14 protein-coding genes are annotated in these 14,698 nt (G+C 70.3%); 7 read left to right on the forward strand and 7 right to left on the reverse strand.

Going from position 1 to position 14,698, the window contains the following annotated elements:
• Window positions 1-201 precede the first annotated feature (201 nt).
• Both MKD38_RS06515 and MKD38_RS06520 read right to left on the reverse strand, forming a co-directional pair.
• On the reverse strand, window positions 202-1,065 hold the full coding sequence (locus tag MKD38_RS06515) for an NAD-dependent protein deacetylase (RefSeq protein ID WP_252675307.1): 864 nt from the start codon (window positions 1,063-1,065) through the stop codon (window positions 202-204).
• Window positions 1,066-1,088: 23 nt separating this feature from the next.
• On the reverse strand, window positions 1,089-1,313 hold the full coding sequence (locus MKD38_RS06520) for an oxidoreductase-like domain-containing protein (protein ID WP_371925641.1): 225 nt from the start codon (window positions 1,311-1,313) through the stop codon (window positions 1,089-1,091).
• 239 nt (window positions 1,314-1,552) lie between these two features.
• On the opposite strand from MKD38_RS06520, the gene MKD38_RS06525 reads away from it, so the two are divergent.
• The 4 genes from MKD38_RS06525 to MKD38_RS06540 all read left to right on the forward strand — a co-directional run bounded on the left by MKD38_RS06525 (window position 1,553) and on the right by MKD38_RS06540 (window position 5,894).
• Window positions 1,553-3,850, forward strand: coding sequence for a patatin-like phospholipase family protein (locus tag MKD38_RS06525; protein ID WP_252675309.1), 2,298 nt, complete (start codon window positions 1,553-1,555; stop codon window positions 3,848-3,850).
• 237 nt (window positions 3,851-4,087) lie between these two features.
• Entirely contained in the window at window positions 4,088-4,522 is a 435-nt protein-coding gene (locus MKD38_RS06530; protein WP_252675310.1) for a YeeE/YedE family protein, read from the forward strand.
• A gap of 3 nt (window positions 4,523-4,525) precedes the next feature.
• Window positions 4,526-4,951, forward strand: coding sequence for a DUF6691 family protein (locus MKD38_RS06535; protein ID WP_252675311.1), 426 nt, complete (start codon window positions 4,526-4,528; stop codon window positions 4,949-4,951).
• Window positions 4,952-5,045: 94 nt separating this feature from the next.
• Window positions 5,046-5,894: an IclR family transcriptional regulator domain-containing protein gene (locus MKD38_RS06540; protein WP_092314986.1), complete on the forward strand. Its 849-nt coding sequence runs from the start codon at window positions 5,046-5,048 to the stop codon at window positions 5,892-5,894.
• Window positions 5,895-5,990: 96 nt separating this feature from the next.
• Here the strand turns inward: MKD38_RS06540 and MKD38_RS06545 are convergent, their stop codons facing one another.
• Together MKD38_RS06545 and MKD38_RS06550 are read right to left on the reverse strand one after the other, a co-directional pair.
• Window positions 5,991-6,743, reverse strand: coding sequence for a flagellar brake protein (locus MKD38_RS06545; RefSeq protein WP_252675312.1), 753 nt, complete (start codon window positions 6,741-6,743; stop codon window positions 5,991-5,993).
• A gap of 207 nt (window positions 6,744-6,950) precedes the next feature.
• Entirely contained in the window at window positions 6,951-7,832 is an 882-nt protein-coding gene (locus tag MKD38_RS06550; RefSeq protein WP_252675313.1) for a LysR family transcriptional regulator, read from the reverse strand.
• A 133-nt stretch (window positions 7,833-7,965) separates the two neighbouring features.
• Here MKD38_RS06550 and MKD38_RS06555 point away from each other — a divergent pair, with 133 nt between their 5' ends.
• Complete coding sequence (locus tag MKD38_RS06555; protein WP_252675314.1) at window positions 7,966-8,589, forward strand: LysE family transporter; 624 nt, start codon at window positions 7,966-7,968, stop codon at window positions 8,587-8,589.
• On the opposite strand, the gene thpR is transcribed toward MKD38_RS06555, so the two are convergent.
• From thpR to MKD38_RS06570, 3 genes are read right to left on the reverse strand one after another with little or no spacing between them, the layout of a single operon-like run.
• On the reverse strand, window positions 8,573-9,151 hold the full coding sequence (gene thpR, locus MKD38_RS06560) for an RNA 2',3'-cyclic phosphodiesterase (RefSeq protein WP_252675315.1): 579 nt from the start codon (window positions 9,149-9,151) through the stop codon (window positions 8,573-8,575). The genes MKD38_RS06555 and thpR overlap by 17 nt on opposite strands.
• Window positions 9,152-9,167: 16 nt before the next feature.
• Window positions 9,168-9,668: a methylated-DNA--[protein]-cysteine S-methyltransferase gene (locus MKD38_RS06565; RefSeq protein WP_116370490.1), complete on the reverse strand. Its 501-nt coding sequence runs from the start codon at window positions 9,666-9,668 to the stop codon at window positions 9,168-9,170.
• On the reverse strand, window positions 9,665-11,146 hold the full coding sequence (locus MKD38_RS06570; RefSeq protein WP_252675316.1) for an AlkA N-terminal domain-containing protein: 1,482 nt from the start codon (window positions 11,144-11,146) through the stop codon (window positions 9,665-9,667). Before MKD38_RS06570 ends, MKD38_RS06565 begins: the two co-directional genes overlap by 4 nt.
• Window positions 11,147-11,265: 119 nt before the next feature.
• Here MKD38_RS06570 and MKD38_RS06575 point away from each other — a divergent pair, with 119 nt between their 5' ends.
• Window positions 11,266-14,133, forward strand: coding sequence for a M16 family metallopeptidase (locus MKD38_RS06575; protein ID WP_252675317.1), 2,868 nt, complete (start codon window positions 11,266-11,268; stop codon window positions 14,131-14,133).
• A gap of 141 nt (window positions 14,134-14,274) precedes the next feature.
• Window positions 14,275-14,649 (forward strand): PHA-granule associated protein 4, encoded by a 375-nt coding sequence (locus tag MKD38_RS06580; RefSeq protein ID WP_115682045.1) that lies wholly within the window; start codon window positions 14,275-14,277, stop codon window positions 14,647-14,649.
• Window positions 14,650-14,698: the final 49 nt, after the last annotated feature.

Here is a 14,698-nt window from a genome sequence, read left to right on the forward strand (position 1 = left end):
CACCGCCGGAGAACGGCGGCGGCGGCGCGACAGATGTGAACGCAGGCTGGCGACGCGGGCACGGCAACGCACGGCCCGGAGGCGCGGCGATGACGGGGCGTTGACGGTCTGCGGTCATGGTGGAAAGCGGAAGCCTTGAAGAAAGATCGACCGGCGTCGGTCAAAGTGGTGTGGCGATGCTATGCCTGCACGGCGCTCGCGTCAACGGGATCCTGCAGTGTCCTGCTCCAGCCGCGACACCAGTGCCTGCAGCGCCGGCGCGCAGCCGGCCTCGACCTTCAGCGCCAGCATGGCGTCGGCACGCGTGGTGCCCAGGTTGAGCGCGGCCACCGGCTTGCCCATCTGGCCGGCCCAGACGCAGAAGCGGTAGCCGGAATAGACCATCAGTGACGATCCCACCACCAGCATCGCATCCGCGGCTGCCAGCGCCGCGCGGGCGGCATCGACACGCGCGCGCGGCACGGATTCGCCGAAGAACACCACATCAGGCTTGAGGATGCCGCCGCAATGGCTGCAATCGGGCACCTGGAACTGCGCGAACAGCGGCGATTCGAAATGCACGTCGCCATCGGCGGCGGGCGTTGCGATCACGTCGCGCAGCGTAGCGTTGCGGGACACCAGCCAGTCCTGCAGGCCGGCGCGGTCGTGGCTGGCGCCGCAGTCCAGGCAGATGGCGCTGGCCAGGCTGCCGTGCAGCTCGATCACGCCGTGGCTGCCGGCGCGCTGGTGCAGGCCGTCGACATTCTGCGTGACCAGCGCCGTCATCCGGCCCTGCTTGCCGAGCCGCACCAGCGCGTGGTGGGCATCGTTGGGCCGCGCCTGCCCCGCCAGCGGCCAGCCGAGCATGCTGCGCGCCCAGTAGCGCTGGCGCCCGGCGTGCGAACCGAGAAAGGCCTGCAGCGTGATCGGCGGCGAGCGCTGCCACTGGCCGCGTGCGTCGCGGTAGCCGGGAATGCCGGAATCGGTGCTGATGCCGGCGCCGGTCAGCACGAACAGGCGCGGGTGGCGCTGCACGAAATCGAACAGCGCCGCCCCGGCTGCCGGGGAGGGCTGCGATGGCTGCATGGCCGGGACGCTCAGGTGTGTGCTCAAGCTGCCGGATTCTCGGCATGGCGCGCGGCCTGGCGCGCCTCCCATGCCCGCAGCGCCTCGCGGTAGCGGTCCATCTCCTGGTAGTAGTAATCGAAGATGCAGGGATCGCAGCCGGAGCCGCAGCACTCGCCATCGGCGGGCCGCTCCGGCGGCTCCGGGCGAGGATCGTCAGGGGTAAGCGTGGAACCGGCGAGGGGGACTACGGGGGACACTTGAGACACTTGCGGATCGCGCGCGCGGCGCCATGGCAGACCAGCCCCCAGTATATTCCGGCGCGCCCCCCGCTGCCCCGCAGCCTTGGCAGCGCCCCCAAGGCCGATCTGAACGCTTCCGAACCGCGTGTTGAATTGTTTTGGCAGGCGGCGCGTACAAGGGCCTGCACGCCACGTTTTGCCGGAAGATAGCCGGACTTCCCGCCCCGGCAACCGGCCACGCAACGGACTGCGACCCCGATCGAGCCATGAAGGCAGCCCCACACCAACGCCTGCGCCACGCCAGCACGAAGAGTCTGCTTGCCGCGATCGCGCTGGCTGCCGGCGCCGCGACGGCCGCGGAGCGCCCGGCCGCCGGCCATGACGCCGGCGCTGCCGCGAGCCCCGCAGTCCCTGCCCATGTACAGCCTGCCGCGGCAGGCCGCCCCCGCATCTGCCTGGTGCTGTCGGGCGGCGGCGCGCGCGGCGCCGCGCATATCGGCGTGCTCAAGGTGCTGGAGGCGATGCGTATCCCGGTCGACTGCATCGCCGGCACCAGCATGGGCTCGCTGGTCGGCGGCGCCTACGCTACCGGCATGGGGCCAACTGAAATGGAACAGTTGGTCAGCGGCCTGAGCACCAACAAGCTGTTCAAGGAACGGCCGCCGCGCCAGGACCTGAGCGTGCGGCGCAAGCAGGACGACTTCACCAACCTGTTCACGCCGGAGATCGGCTTGCAGGCAAGCGGCGTGCTGCTGCCGAAGGGCGCGGTCTCCGGCGTGCAGCTGGAGACGGTGCTGCGCCAACTGGCCAGGACCCCGGGCTACCGCGATTTCGACCGCTTGCCGATCCCGTACCGCGCGGTGGCGACGGACCTGGTGGCGGGCACGCCGATGGTGTTCAGCGAGGGCGAACTGGCCAACGTGATGCGCGCCAGCATGTCGGTGCCGGGGGCGGTGGCCCCGGCGGAATACGCGGGCCGGCTGCTGGTCGACGGCGGACTGACCGACAACCTGCCGGTGGGCGTGGCGCGCAGCATGGGCGCCGATATCGTCATCGCCGTGAACCTGGGCACGCCACTGATGAAGCGCGAGGAGCTGACCTCGGTGATCGGCGTGACCGGCCAGATGCTGAACATCCTGACCGAGCAGAACGTGCGCGCATCGCTGGCCTCGCTGCGGCCCACCGACGTGCTGATCGAGCCCGCGCTGGGCGACTTTTCCGCGACCGACTTCGACCACCTGTCGACCACCATCCCGATCGGCGAGGCCGCCGCGCGCAACGTCGCCGATCGCCTCGCGCCGCTGGCGTTGCCGCCGGCGCAGTATGCCGAGCTGCGCGCGGCCCAGCAGGCGGTGCAGCCGCCCGACACCCGCCCCGTCGACGAAATCCGGCTGGCGCCGCTGCATCGCGTCAATCCGGACTATGCCACCGCGGTGATGCAGACCCGGCCGGGCGAGCCGATCGACCAGGCCGCGCTGGACCAGGACATGCGCCGCCTGTTCGGCACCGGCGACTTCGAGCATGTCAACTACGGCATCCTGGAAGAGCCCGGCCGGCGCGTGCTGACGGTCAATGCCGTGGAAAAATCGTGGGGCCCCGACTACCTGCGTTTCGGGCTGGGACTGAGTTCGGACTTCCGCGGCGACGCCTACTTCAACCTGGTCGGCAGCTACCGGCGCACCTGGCTCAATGCGCTGGGGGCGGAATGGCGCACCGACGCGCAGGTGGGCCAGACCTCGGCGCTGAGCAGCGAGTTCTACCAGCCGCTGGACACGCGCCAGTTCTTCTTCATCGCGCCGCGCATCGAGCTCGAGCGGCGCCCGGTCAATGTGTTCCAGGGCAGCACGCGCATCGCCACCTACGACGTGCGCCGCTTCGACCTGGCGCTCGACGTCGGCAGCCAGTTCACCAAGTACGGCGAGCTGCGCGTCGGGGTGCAGGCCGGCTCGGAGCATGCCACCCTGAGCACCGGCCCGGCGTCGCTGGCGCCGGGTCCGGGCAACATCCGGCGCGGGGCCATCACCGGGCGGCTGTTCTTCGACCAGCTCGACAGCGTGGACTTCCCGCGCTTCGGCTATGCGGGCGGGGTGCGGATCTACGCCTCGCAACCGGGGCTCGGAGCCGACCAGACCTATATCAAGGCGCAGGCCGATGGCATCTATGCCCATTCGTTCGGCGACCATACGCTGTCGTTTGGCTTCAAGGTCGGCGGCAATCCCGGCGGCAAGCCGCTGCCGAACTACGACCAGTTCCAGTGGGGCGGCTTCCTGCAGCAGTCCGGCTACGCGACCGGGCAGCTGATGGGCAGCAACCTGCAGTTTGCGCGGCTGGTGTACTACAACAAGCTGGCGCGGCAGACCCTGCTGCAGGGCGTCTACGCCGGCTTCTCGCTGGAGGCGGGCCGCGTCGGCGACCCGCTGGTGCCGGGCAGCCCGACCGGGCTGCTCAAGTCCGGCTCGCTGTTCCTGGCGCTCGACAGCCCGCTCGGGCCGCTGTACCTGGCTTATGGCCGCGCCGCGGCCGGCGTCTTCAGCTTCTACCTGTACCTGGGTAAGCCGTTCTGACGCGGCGCGGCAATGTGCGCCTGCCGTACCCCACCAAAGTTGTATGTAATGTCTTAATTCAAATGTCTATACTTTTCCTGTCACCAAGACCCCCTCTTGAATGACAACCTTCCCCGGTCGCCGCTTCCCCAGCGGCGACTTTTTTATGGGCGCGTGGGCCGACTATGGCGCGCCTATAATCCCTGCCTTGGGCTGCACTTGCGGCCGCCTCCGCGCCAGATTCCGCGCGCACCCTTCATGCAGATCGACTTCCAGTATTTCACGCCGTGGCTTGCGCTCGCCGGCGGGCTTGTCATCGGCCTCGCGGCGGCGCTGATGATTCTCGGCCTGGGCCGCATCGCCGGCATCAGCGGCATCGTCGGTGGCCTGCTTCGGCTGCCGCATGGCGACACCGCATGGCGCATCGCCTTTGTCATCGGGCTGCTGCTGTCGCCATGGCTGGCGACCGCCTTCGATGCCATGCCCGCGGCACGCATCGACGCGGGATGGACCGAGGTGTTGGTAGCCGGGCTGCTGGTCGGCGTGGGCACGCGCTATGCCGGCGGCTGCACCAGCGGCCATGGCGTATGCGGCCTGTCGCGCGGTTCGGTGCGTTCGCTGGCGGCCACCGTGACCTTCATGATGGCCGGCTTCCTGACGGTGCTGGTGCAGCGCCACGTGCTGGGAGGCTGAACCATGGGCACGCTGCTGTCGTTGCTGGCCGGACTGGTGTTCGGCATCGGCCTGATCCTCTCCGGCATGGCCAACCCGGCCAAGGTGCTGGGTTTTCTCGACCTCGCGGGAGCGTGGGACCCGTCACTTGCCTTCGTCATGGCCGGCGCGATCGGGGTCGGCGTGGTGGCTTTTGCGCTGGCACGCCGGCGCCAGCACTCATGGCTTGGGCTGCCAATGCAGTGGCCGGCGCTGGCCGCGGTCACGCCGCGCCTGCTGCTGGGTAGTGCCGCCTTCGGGATCGGCTGGGGCCTGGCCGGCTTTTGCCCGGGCCCCGCGCTAGTCGCGCTGGGTGCCGGCTATGCCAAGGCGTGGGGCTTTGTCGCGGCGATGCTCGGGGGCATGGCGTTGTTCGAGGTGGTCGAAGCGCTGACCAGGCGCCGCCAATGACGCAGCGCAGCATGCAAGCAGTGCTGGCCCGCGGCGCCGGAGCGGTTTAACATTGCGCGATTATCGAACGACCGCAGACCACTCCCAGCCTCCCATGGATGTCCTTCGCCCCATCGGTCTTGGCCATGCCCAGGCCGACACCGTCCGCGTTGCCCGGCCCCAGGCCGACCTGCTCGCCAGCTTTGCCGGCGATCCCAACTTCATGCTGTCGCTGGCGCGCGGGCTGACCGTGCTGGAAGCGTTTTCCGAGCGCAAGCGCCCGCTGACGATCTCGCAGGTGGCACAGCGCACCCAGCTCTCACGCGCTTCGGTGCGGCGCTGCCTGTATACGCTGGAGCAGCTGGGCTATGTCAGCCAGCAGGACGGGCAATTCGCGCTGCGTCCGCGCGTGCTGCACCTGGGGCATGCGTATTTCTCGTCGACTTCGCTGGTGTCGCTGGCGCAGCCGATCCTGGACAACCTGAGCGCGCGCATCCACGAGACCTGCACGCTGGCGATCCTGGACGGGACCGACATCCTGTACCTGGTGCGCTCCGAAGTGCAGCGCGTGCTGAACTATTCGCTCGGCATGGGCAGCCGCCTGCCGGCCTATTGCACCTCGAACGGCCGGCTGCTGCTTGCCCACCAGCCCGCCACGGTGCTCGACGGCTTCTTCGAGCATGCCGAGCTGCGCCCGCGCACGCTGCAGACCAAGGTCTCGCGGCAGGAGCTGGAAGCGTGCTTCGAGCGTGCCCGCGAAGTGGACTATGTGATCGTCGATGAAGAGCTGGAGCCCGGCCTGCGCGCCATGGCCGTGCCGGTGCGCTCGGCCTCGGGCATCGTGCTGGCGGGGCTGAGCGTGAGCGTGCGTGCCGCGCGCGTCTCCGAAGCGGACATGATCACGCGGCTGCTGGCGCCGATGCGCGAAGCGGCCGCCGCGATCGGCCGGATGGTCGGGTCCTGAGCCTGACACTTGCTGTTTGCCGGCTTGCCGGCACGGCCACACGCCGGGACGGTGCCGCCATTGCGCCGGTGACCCCGTCCCCGCCAGGGCGGCGTCTCAGCCGCGGTGCGCCAGTTCGAGCGCGAACACCAGCCGCTGCAGGAAGTTCTCCATGCGCCCGTCCGGATTGACGAAGGCGCAGCCGAAGTGGTGGATGGCGCTGTCGTCGTGGCCCACCAGCCAGTGGCCGACCACCTGCATGTCCACCTCCAGCCTGCCCAGCTCGCGGAAGTCCAGCCGGCACTTCGCCACCGTGGTCCCAACCGGCAGATGGTCGGCGGTGACGGTCTTGGAGCGCAAGCCCACGCCGGACAGCGACAGATCGGCGATATCGAGGCCCAGCACGGTCTTGTCCGGCATCGGCATCTCGCAGCGGTAGCCCTTGGTCACCAGCGTGCGCGCGCGGAAATGGCGGCGGCGCTGGAAGTGATAGAGCTTTTCCGGAAACTCGACGACGAAGGCGGGGCCGTCTTCATAGCGCGTGGCCGCCGGCTGGCCCACCACGAAGTTGACCGGCACGCCGCGCAGCAGCCCGGAGAACGCGTTTTCTTCGGAGGTCATCAGCGACATCCGTTCGGGCTCGGCGTTGCACCAGTCGAACACGAAGGTGCGGTTGACCGGGTCGACATGCAGGATCGAGGTAACGAACTGGTGCGCGGTGCGGGTGCGCACGCTCAGCATGCACTTCTGCCACGCCAGGTCGCGCAGCACCGTGCCGATCTGCGAGTTGTGGGTCAGGCGATAGCGGTCGTCCGCCGGGTCGGCTTCGGCGTCGTGATCGGCGGGCCCGGGGGCGTCGTGCTGGTTCATAGGTTCACGCAACATCTGGAGGGGCTGGGAGCGACGGCTATGGCACAGCCGCGGACCAGCCGGAGCCGTCGGCGGCACCGGCCTGCCGGCCGCGCGCCGCATGTTAAGCGCCTGCACCATTAGCCGGCAAGACCGATGATCTCACTTCGGCAAATCTGTGGCAGAACTTGAGGACAGACTTCCGGGGGGTAGCGCCTGGCGCGGCTTTCAGGCCTGCGGCGGCGGCACGAGCGTGGCCTGCGCCGCCTCGCGCAGCCATGCGAGCAGGGCCAGCCGGCGCGTGTCGTGCTCGAACGGCGCCGGCGACAGCAGGTGGTAGGCCGAGCCATCGGCCGCAAAGCCGAATGGCGCGGCCAGCCGGCCGTCGGCGATCTCGTCGGCAGCCATCAGCTGCGAAGCCATGGCCCAGCCCAGGCCTGCCGCGGCGGCCTGCAGGCTCAGATAGAAATGCTCGTACCAGGCGTCGCCGTCCAGGCGCAGGCGGCCCGCGTCATCGGGGCACGCCGCCTGCCAGCGCTGCCAGGCCTCCGGCCGCGTGCGCGTGTGCAACCGCACCGGCGCCACCGCCGCATCCTCGGCGGCCCGAGGCCGGCACACCGGACCCACGCGTTCCTGCACCACCTCGCGCGCATGCCAGCGCGCATCGAAGCCAAAGTCGTTGCGCCGCAGCGCCAGGTCGGCGCCGCTGCGCGCAAAGTCGATCGGCCCGCCCGCCGCCATCAGGTGCAGCGGAATGTCGGGATGGCGCGCGGCAAAGCGCGGCAGACGCGGGATCAGCCAGCGCATGGCGATGGTCGGCTCGCACGACAGCACCAGGGCCCGCCCCGCGGGTTGCGTGCGGATGCGCGCGGCCGCGGCGGCCAGACCCTCCATCGACTGCGTCGCCGCCGCAAACAGCGAGCGCCCCGCCTCGGTCAGGAACACGCCGCGGTTGCGCCGCTCGAACAGCGCCACGCCAAGTGTGTCCTCCAGCTGGCGGATCTGCCGGCTGACCGCGCCATGGGTCAGGTGCAGCTCCTCCGCCGCGCGGGCAAAGCTCTCATGGCGCGCCGCGGCCTCGAAGAATCGGATCCATCCCAGCCAGTGCATCGGTCAGTTTTTCTCACGGAATCGCGCGAGTATATATCGGTTGTGGGGGCGCTATCCGGCACGCAGAATTGGGTACGCTTTTGGTCCCCACGAACCGGGATCGGCCCCAAAACACAACATATTCTGACGCAACATGCCCCCTCTCGCCGAATCCCTGGCGGTCGCCGCGGTGACCGTGCTGGCAGTAATCAGTCCCGGCCCGGACTTCGCCATGGTCACCCGCAACAGCTACCTGTACGGCCGCCGTGCCGGCTTGCTCAGTGCACTCGGCATCGCCCTGGGCGTGCAGGTGCATGTGCTCTATACGATGTTCGGGGTGTCGCTGCTGATGGCACACGCGCATAGCGTGCTGACGGTGGTGAAGGCGCTGGGCGCCGTCTATCTGATCTGGATCGGCCTGCAGACGCTGCGCAAGCGCGGCGCGCTGACGGTGGACCTGCACGGCGGCCGGGCGCTGGCCCCGCTGGCGGCGTTGCGAATGGGCCTCCTGACCAATGCGTTGAACCCCAAGACCACGCTGTTCGTCGTCAGCACTTACACCCAGGTGGTGGATGCCCAAACCCCGGTGCCGGTGCAGTGGGCCTATGGCGGGTTCATGTCGGTGGCGCACCTGGTGTGGTTCAGCGTGGTGGCGTGGGTGTTCACCGCGCCGGCGCTGCGCGCGGCCATGCTGCGGCGCCAGCGGCTGCTGGACCGCGCCATCGGCTCGGCCCTGTGCGGACTGGGCGCGGCGCTGGGCTTCAGCAACCTGGCGTAGGGCCTGGCGCCGCCAGCTGCCAGGCCTGGCGCAGCAGGTGTTGCGGGCCTTGCGGACCGAGCCGGCTTTCGAACAACACCAGCCGCGCGACGCGCCACGGCGCGCTGGCCAGGGTGCGGTGCGCATCGAGCCACGCGCGCAGCGCGCTCTCGGGCACGGTCGGCTTGCAGCGGGCCAGGGTGACGTGAGGATGGAAGCGCCGCCGCTCCGGCGGGAAGCCGGCGTCCGCCAGTGCCTGCCCCACCTCGGCGTGCAAGGCGCGCAGCGCGTCCAGTCCGGGACCGGGCGCGAGGCCAGCCCACAGCACCGATCCCGGGCCGCTGCGGAAGCGCCCGGTGCCATACGCCTGCAGCGTGAACGCGGGGGTGCGCAGCGCCGCGAGCGCGATATCAAGCTTGTCGGCAGCCTGTGCTGCCTCGCCCAGCCCTTCGCCGAGGAAGTGCAGGGTCAGGTGGACCTGCGCGGGCGTCGCGGCGCGCACGCCGGGTGAGGCAGGAAGCGTCGACAACAGCCCCACCGCCTGTGCGGGCGGTACTTCCACTGCGATGAACAGGCGTGCCATCGCTGCGCGGCGGGCGTCAGCCCGTGGTGGCGGCGATGCCCTCGCGCCGCAGCAGGGCGCGCTTGCGCTCGATGCCGCCGGCATAGCCGGTCAGCGCGCCGGCGCTGCCCAGCACGCGATGGCAGGGCACGATCACCGACAGCGGGTTGCGGCCGACCGCGCCACCGACCGCGCGCGCATGCGTGGGCGGCAGCCCGAGCGTGCGCGCCAGTTCGCCGTACGAAGCGGTGGCGCCGCACGGGATCTCCAGCAGCGCCTGCCACACGCGCTGCTGGAACGGGCTGCCGGCAAAGCGCACCGGCACGGTAAAAGTGTCGCGGCGGCCGGCGAAATACTCGGCCAGTTCGGCGGCGGCGCGGTCCAGCACCGCGGCGTCGGCCGCAGGCACGTCGCGGCTGTCGGCAATGCCGGCGGGATGGTACTTCTGTCCCGCGAAGAAGAGGCCGGTCAGGTGCCCGTCGCGGGCACGCAGCAACACCGTGCCCAGCGGGCTGTCGATATGGCGATAGCTGGTCATGGGAGGGTCTCCGGTTGCGCCGCGGGCGGCGGCGTGTCCTTCATCGCTTCGTAGCGATGCCACAGGTGGATCGCGGCGTAGGCTCGCCACGGCGCCCATTGCGCAGTCCGTTCATGCATCGCGCGCACGGTGCTGACGCCCAGCACCTTGCGCAGCGCATAGTCGGTGCCGGGGAAGGCATCGGGCCAGCCCAGCGCGCGCATGGCGACATACTGCGCAGTCCAGTCGCCGCTGCCCTCGATCTCGCGCAGCGCCGCCACCGCCTGCTCCGGCGCCGCATGCGGGTCGAGCACCAGCGTGGCGTCGGCCACGCGGCAGGACAGCGCCTGCAGCGTGCGGGCCTTGCCCGGCGACACGCCGGCCTCGCGCAGCGCAGCCTCGGGCAATGCCGCCAGCGCGGCCGCGCTCGGGAAGGTGTAGCGCAAGCCGTCCGGCGACGCGCCGTCCAGCGCCTGCCCGGCGCGCTGCGCCAGCGCGGCCAGGATGCGCCGCGCCTGCACCACCGAAATCACCTGCCCGACCACGGCGCGCACCGCGATCTCGAAGCCGTCGACGCAGCCCGGCAAGCGCACGCCAGGCATCGCCTCGGCCAGTTCGCCCAGGTGGCGGTCCACCACGTCGGGGCGGCAGCCCAGGTCGCACAGCCGGCGCACCTTGCCCAGCGCTTGCGGAATCACGCGCGCCAGCGACGCCGACAGCGTCACGCGCAGCACCAGCCGGCGCGGCACATGCTCGATGCGCACCCAGCCGAGGTGGGCGCTGCCGCCGGCTTCGACACGCATGGTGCGTAGATAGGCGCCATCGCGGATAGTTTCGATGCCGTCGACCGCGCGCGTGGCCAGGAAGCGCAGCCATGCGTCCCAGGCAAAGGGCGGGCGGTAGCCGAGCTCGAACACCAGCCGGTCGGCCACGCCCTCGGCGGCACGCCGCCGCAACGCCAGCGGCGTCAGGCCGTAGCGGGTCTTCAGCACATCGTTGAAGCGGCGCACGCTGCCGAAGCCCGCCGCCAGCGCCACCTCCGTCACCGGCAGCGCGGTATCGGCCAGCAGCCGCTTGGCCAGCAGCAGCCGCTGGGTCTGCGCGTACTCCAGCACCGACACGCCGAACTGCGCGTCGAACAGCCGCCGCAGGTGGCGCTCGGTCACGCCGATGCGCGCCGCCAGCGCGGCCACGCTGCCGTCGGCCATGAAGCCTTCGTCGATCAGCGTGGCGGCGGCCTGCGCCAGCCGGCCGGAAATATCGGCGAGGCCGTGCCCCGGCGCCAGCTCCGGGCGGCAGCGCAGGCACGGGCGGAAGCCATGCTTCTCGGCTGCGGCGGCGCTTTCATAGAACGAGCAGTTCTCGCGCTTGGGGGTGCGTACCGCGCACACGGGACGGCAATACACGCCGGTCGACGAGACGCCCACGAAGAAGCGCCCGTCGAAGCGGCGGTCGTGCGAGGCCACGGCCTTGTAGCAGGTGTCGGGATCGAGGTTCATGACGGCATGCTACCGCCAGATGCCGGCGCGCATCCGCTGGTTTCGGACATTTCCCTCTGGCGCGCGCGGATGGGTTGGGGCAAAGTTGCCCTGCCCTTATCTTTCCCATCGGAGACCCCATGCGCCGCACCGCCCTGCACCTGTCACTGCTTGCCACGCTGGCCTGCCCGCCTGCGCTGGCGCAGCCTGCGGCAGCGCCGGTACAGGCAGTGCAGGCGGTGCAGGTGGCGTCGGTCGAAGGCATTACCGAACACCGCCTGCCCAACGGCCTGCGCATCGTGCTGGCACCGGATGCCGCCAAGCCCACCACCACCGTCAACATCACCTACCTGGTCGGCAGCCGCCACGAAAACTACGGCGAGACCGGCATGGCGCACCTGCTCGAGCACCTGCTGTTCAAGGGCACGCCGTCGCTGCCGGGCAAGACCATCCCGGGCGAGTTCGCGCGGCGCGGCATGAGCGTCAACGGCACCACCGCGCAGGATCGCACCAACTACTTCGGGACCTTCACTGCCAGCGACGACAACCTCGACTGGGCGCTGCGCATGGAGGCCGACCGCATGGTCAACAGCGTGATCGCGCGCGCCGACCTCGACAGCGAGATGACGGTGGTGCGCAACGAGATGGAGATGGGCGAGAACAGCCCCGGGCGCATGCTGATGCAGCAGACCATGGCCGCCGCCTATCGCTGGCACAACTACGGCAAGGCCCCGATCGGCGCGCGCAGCGACGTGGAGAACGTCAGCCTCGACAACCTGCGCGCGTTCTACCGCCGCTATTACCAGCCCGACAACGCGGTGCTGGTGGTGGCGGGCAAGTTCGATCCCGCCGCCACGCTGGCGCGCATCGAACGCTATTTCGGACCGATTCCGCGCCCGCAACGCGTGCTGCCGCCGGAGCCCACGGTCGAGCCCGCGCAGGAAGGCGCGCGCGAACTGGTGGTGATGCGCCCGGGCGACACGCGCCTGGTGGCCGCGCAATACCATGTCAGCCCCGGCGCGCACCCCGACACCACCGCGCTGGCGCTGCTGACCATCATCCTGGGCGACACTCCCGGCGGCCGGCTGTACAAGGCGCTGGTGGAGCGCGGCCAGGCTACGTCGATCGGCAGCGCGTTCTATGCGATGAAAGACCCCGGCGCGCTGCTGTTCATGGCACAGGCCTCGAAAGACCAGCCGCTCGCGGCCGCGCGCGCCGGCCTGATCACGCAGATCGAAGGCTTTGCCGAAGCGCCCGTGACCGAGGCCGAGCTGGAGCGCGCGCGCGTGCGCATGCGCAACGCCTACGAGCATTACATGAACGATCCCGGCGCGCTCGGGATTGCGCTGTCCGAGGCCATCGCCAAGGGCGACTGGCGCCTGTTCTTCCTGGCACGCGACCGCATCGAGACCACCACGCTGGCCGACGTGCAGCGCGTGGCGCTGAACTACTTCCAGGCCTCGAACCGCACCCTGGGCGTGTTCCTGCCCGCCGAGCAGCCGCAGCGCGCGCAAGTGCCGGCGGTGCCCGACATCACGGCCATGGTCAATGGCTACCAGGGCCGGCCGGCGCTGGCCGCGGTGGCGGCATTCGATCCCAGTCCGGCCAATATCGAAGCCCATACCACGCGCCAGACGCTCGCCAACGGCATGCAGCTGGCCCTGCTGCCCAAGCCCGCACGCGGGGAAGTGGTACACGGCGTGCTGGTGCTGCGCATGGGCGATGCGCAGAGCCTGCAAGGGCTGACCACGGTGGGCGCGCTCACCGCCGCGATGCTCCGCCGCGGCAGCGCCGGCATGGACCGTCAGCAGATCGCCGACCGCATCGAGGCCCTGCGCGCGCGCGTCGGCATCGCGGGCGGCCCGGAGCAGGTGACGGTCAGCTTCGAGACGCGCCGCGCGCACCTGCCCGAGGTGCTGGCGCTGTTGCGCGACCTGCTGCGCGCGCCGACCTTCCCCGAGGTCGAGTTCGAGACCCTGCGCCAGACCAGCATCGCCGAACTCGAAAGCGTGCAGCGCGAACCCGGCGTGCTGGCCGCCAATGCGCTGGGCCGGCACGGCGACCCCTACCCCGTGGGCGACCCGCGCCATGCGCGCACCATCGCCGAGAATATCGCCGACCTGCGCGCGGCCACGCTGGCGCAGGTGCGCGACTTCCATGCCCGCTTCTACGGCACGGGGCATGCGCAGCTGAGCCTGGTCGGCGATTTCGATGGCGCGGCTGCCGCGGCGCAGGCGGCAGCATTGTTTGGCGACTGGGCCGCGCCGCAGCCGTATGCGCGCGTCGACCGTCCGTTCGTGCCGATCCCGCCCGCCGAATTCACGCTGCCCACGCCCGGCAAGGCCAACGCCGTGTATCTGGCCACCGCCCCGATCGACCTGACCAACGATGCGCCCGACTATGCGCTGATGATGATTGCCAACCGCGTGCTGGGCGGCGCCAGCCTGCGCAGCCGGCTGGCGGACCGGCTGCGCCAGCGCGAAGGCGTGAGCTACGGCGCGAGCAGCTGGATGCAGGTGGGGGCGCTCGACCGCGCCGGCCGCTTCGGCGTGCGCGCGCAATATGCGCCGCAGAGCCTGGCGCGGGTGCAGCGCGCCGTCAGCGAGGAACTGGAGCGGCTGGTGCGCGACGGCATTACCGCGCAGGAACTGGCCGAGGCCGTCAGCGGCCTGCTGCAGCAGGGCATGGTGAGCCGCAGCAACGACGCCGCGCTGGCCGGCGCGCTGGCCAGCCAGCTCTACCTGGGCCGCACCATGGCCTTTACCGCGGAACTCGAGCAACGCCTGCGCGACGCCACCCCTGAAGCCGTCAACGCCGCCATCCGCCGCTACATACAGCCGGGCACGCTGTCACGCGCCTATGCCGGCGACTTCGCGGGCGCGGCGGCGCAGGGCGGCACAACCGGCCAGGCCGCGGGCACGCCCGCCGGCACTGCGACCGGCTCAGGCACCGGCGACAACGAAGCCGGCAACAACGAAGGCGGCGACAGGCCACCCGCGCGCCTCTGACATGCGCCTGACATAGATCGGCAACCATACTCGCCGGGCGGTGGCGCCATCCGCGAGCGCGGGCAATGCGGCGCCGGGCCCTTGCCCCGACCCCGGGTTGACTGTATATTCGTACAGTATAAGTCGATACAAGAGGTGTGGATGTCAATCGTGCGAGCTGGCAGCAAGGCAGAAGCGCTCAGGCTTCTGGCCTCGGAAGGCGTGCTGGCGCTTGAGCTGGACTACGAGACCGGATGGCAGGACGCCGTCGAACTCGGCAGGCTCGGAGAAAAGCGCGGTATCAAGGTGCAATATCGCGGACAAGAAAGCATCGCCGTCCGTTCCCGCGAAGCCCTGATCGAAGGGCTGGCCAAACCCAAGGGCACATTCCGCCAACGCAATCTCTATTGCCAGTTCGATCTCGGCACGCTGGCGGACCATGAACTGCTCGACCTCGAGGCCAAGGCTACCCGGCTCGGGGACTATATTCTCGCCGGCCACCTGCTGCGCGAGGTCGATGGCGTGTGGCCGCAATAAGCGGCCCAAGCGCGCCCGCGGTCACCAGAAAATAAAGAAGCCGCCCTGC

Source organism: Cupriavidus sp. WGlv3 (genome assembly GCF_023952475.1).
In the GTDB taxonomy this organism is placed as follows: Bacteria; Pseudomonadota; Gammaproteobacteria; order Burkholderiales; family Burkholderiaceae; genus Cupriavidus; species Cupriavidus phytorum.

What these genes read in the sequence shown, in the direction of transcription:
- MKD38_RS06515 (WP_252675307.1), bottom strand. Translation starts at nt 1,065, where the DNA reads ATGCAGCCATCGCAGCCCTCCCCGGCAGCCGGGGCGGCGCTGTTCGAT.
- MKD38_RS06525 (WP_252675309.1), top strand. Translation starts at nt 1,553, where the DNA reads ATGAAGGCAGCCCCACACCAACGCCTGCGCCACGCCAGCACGAAGAGT.
- MKD38_RS06530 (WP_252675310.1), top strand. Translation starts at nt 4,088, where the DNA reads ATGCAGATCGACTTCCAGTATTTCACGCCGTGGCTTGCGCTCGCCGGC.
- MKD38_RS06535 (WP_252675311.1), top strand. Translation starts at nt 4,526, where the DNA reads ATGGGCACGCTGCTGTCGTTGCTGGCCGGACTGGTGTTCGGCATCGGC.
- MKD38_RS06540 (WP_092314986.1), top strand. Translation starts at nt 5,046, where the DNA reads ATGGATGTCCTTCGCCCCATCGGTCTTGGCCATGCCCAGGCCGACACC.
- MKD38_RS06545 (WP_252675312.1), bottom strand. Translation starts at nt 6,743, where the DNA reads ATGAACCAGCACGACGCCCCCGGGCCCGCCGATCACGACGCCGAAGCC.
- MKD38_RS06550 (WP_252675313.1), bottom strand. Translation starts at nt 7,832, where the DNA reads ATGCACTGGCTGGGATGGATCCGATTCTTCGAGGCCGCGGCGCGCCAT.
- MKD38_RS06555 (WP_252675314.1), top strand. Translation starts at nt 7,966, where the DNA reads ATGCCCCCTCTCGCCGAATCCCTGGCGGTCGCCGCGGTGACCGTGCTG.
- thpR (WP_252675315.1), bottom strand. Translation starts at nt 9,151, where the DNA reads ATGGCACGCCTGTTCATCGCAGTGGAAGTACCGCCCGCACAGGCGGTG.
- MKD38_RS06565 (WP_116370490.1), bottom strand. Translation starts at nt 9,668, where the DNA reads ATGACCAGCTATCGCCATATCGACAGCCCGCTGGGCACGGTGTTGCTG.
- MKD38_RS06570 (WP_252675316.1), bottom strand. Translation starts at nt 11,146, where the DNA reads ATGAACCTCGATCCCGACACCTGCTACAAGGCCGTGGCCTCGCACGAC.
- MKD38_RS06575 (WP_252675317.1), top strand. Translation starts at nt 11,266, where the DNA reads ATGCGCCGCACCGCCCTGCACCTGTCACTGCTTGCCACGCTGGCCTGC.
- MKD38_RS06580 (WP_115682045.1), top strand. Translation starts at nt 14,275, where the DNA reads ATGTCAATCGTGCGAGCTGGCAGCAAGGCAGAAGCGCTCAGGCTTCTG.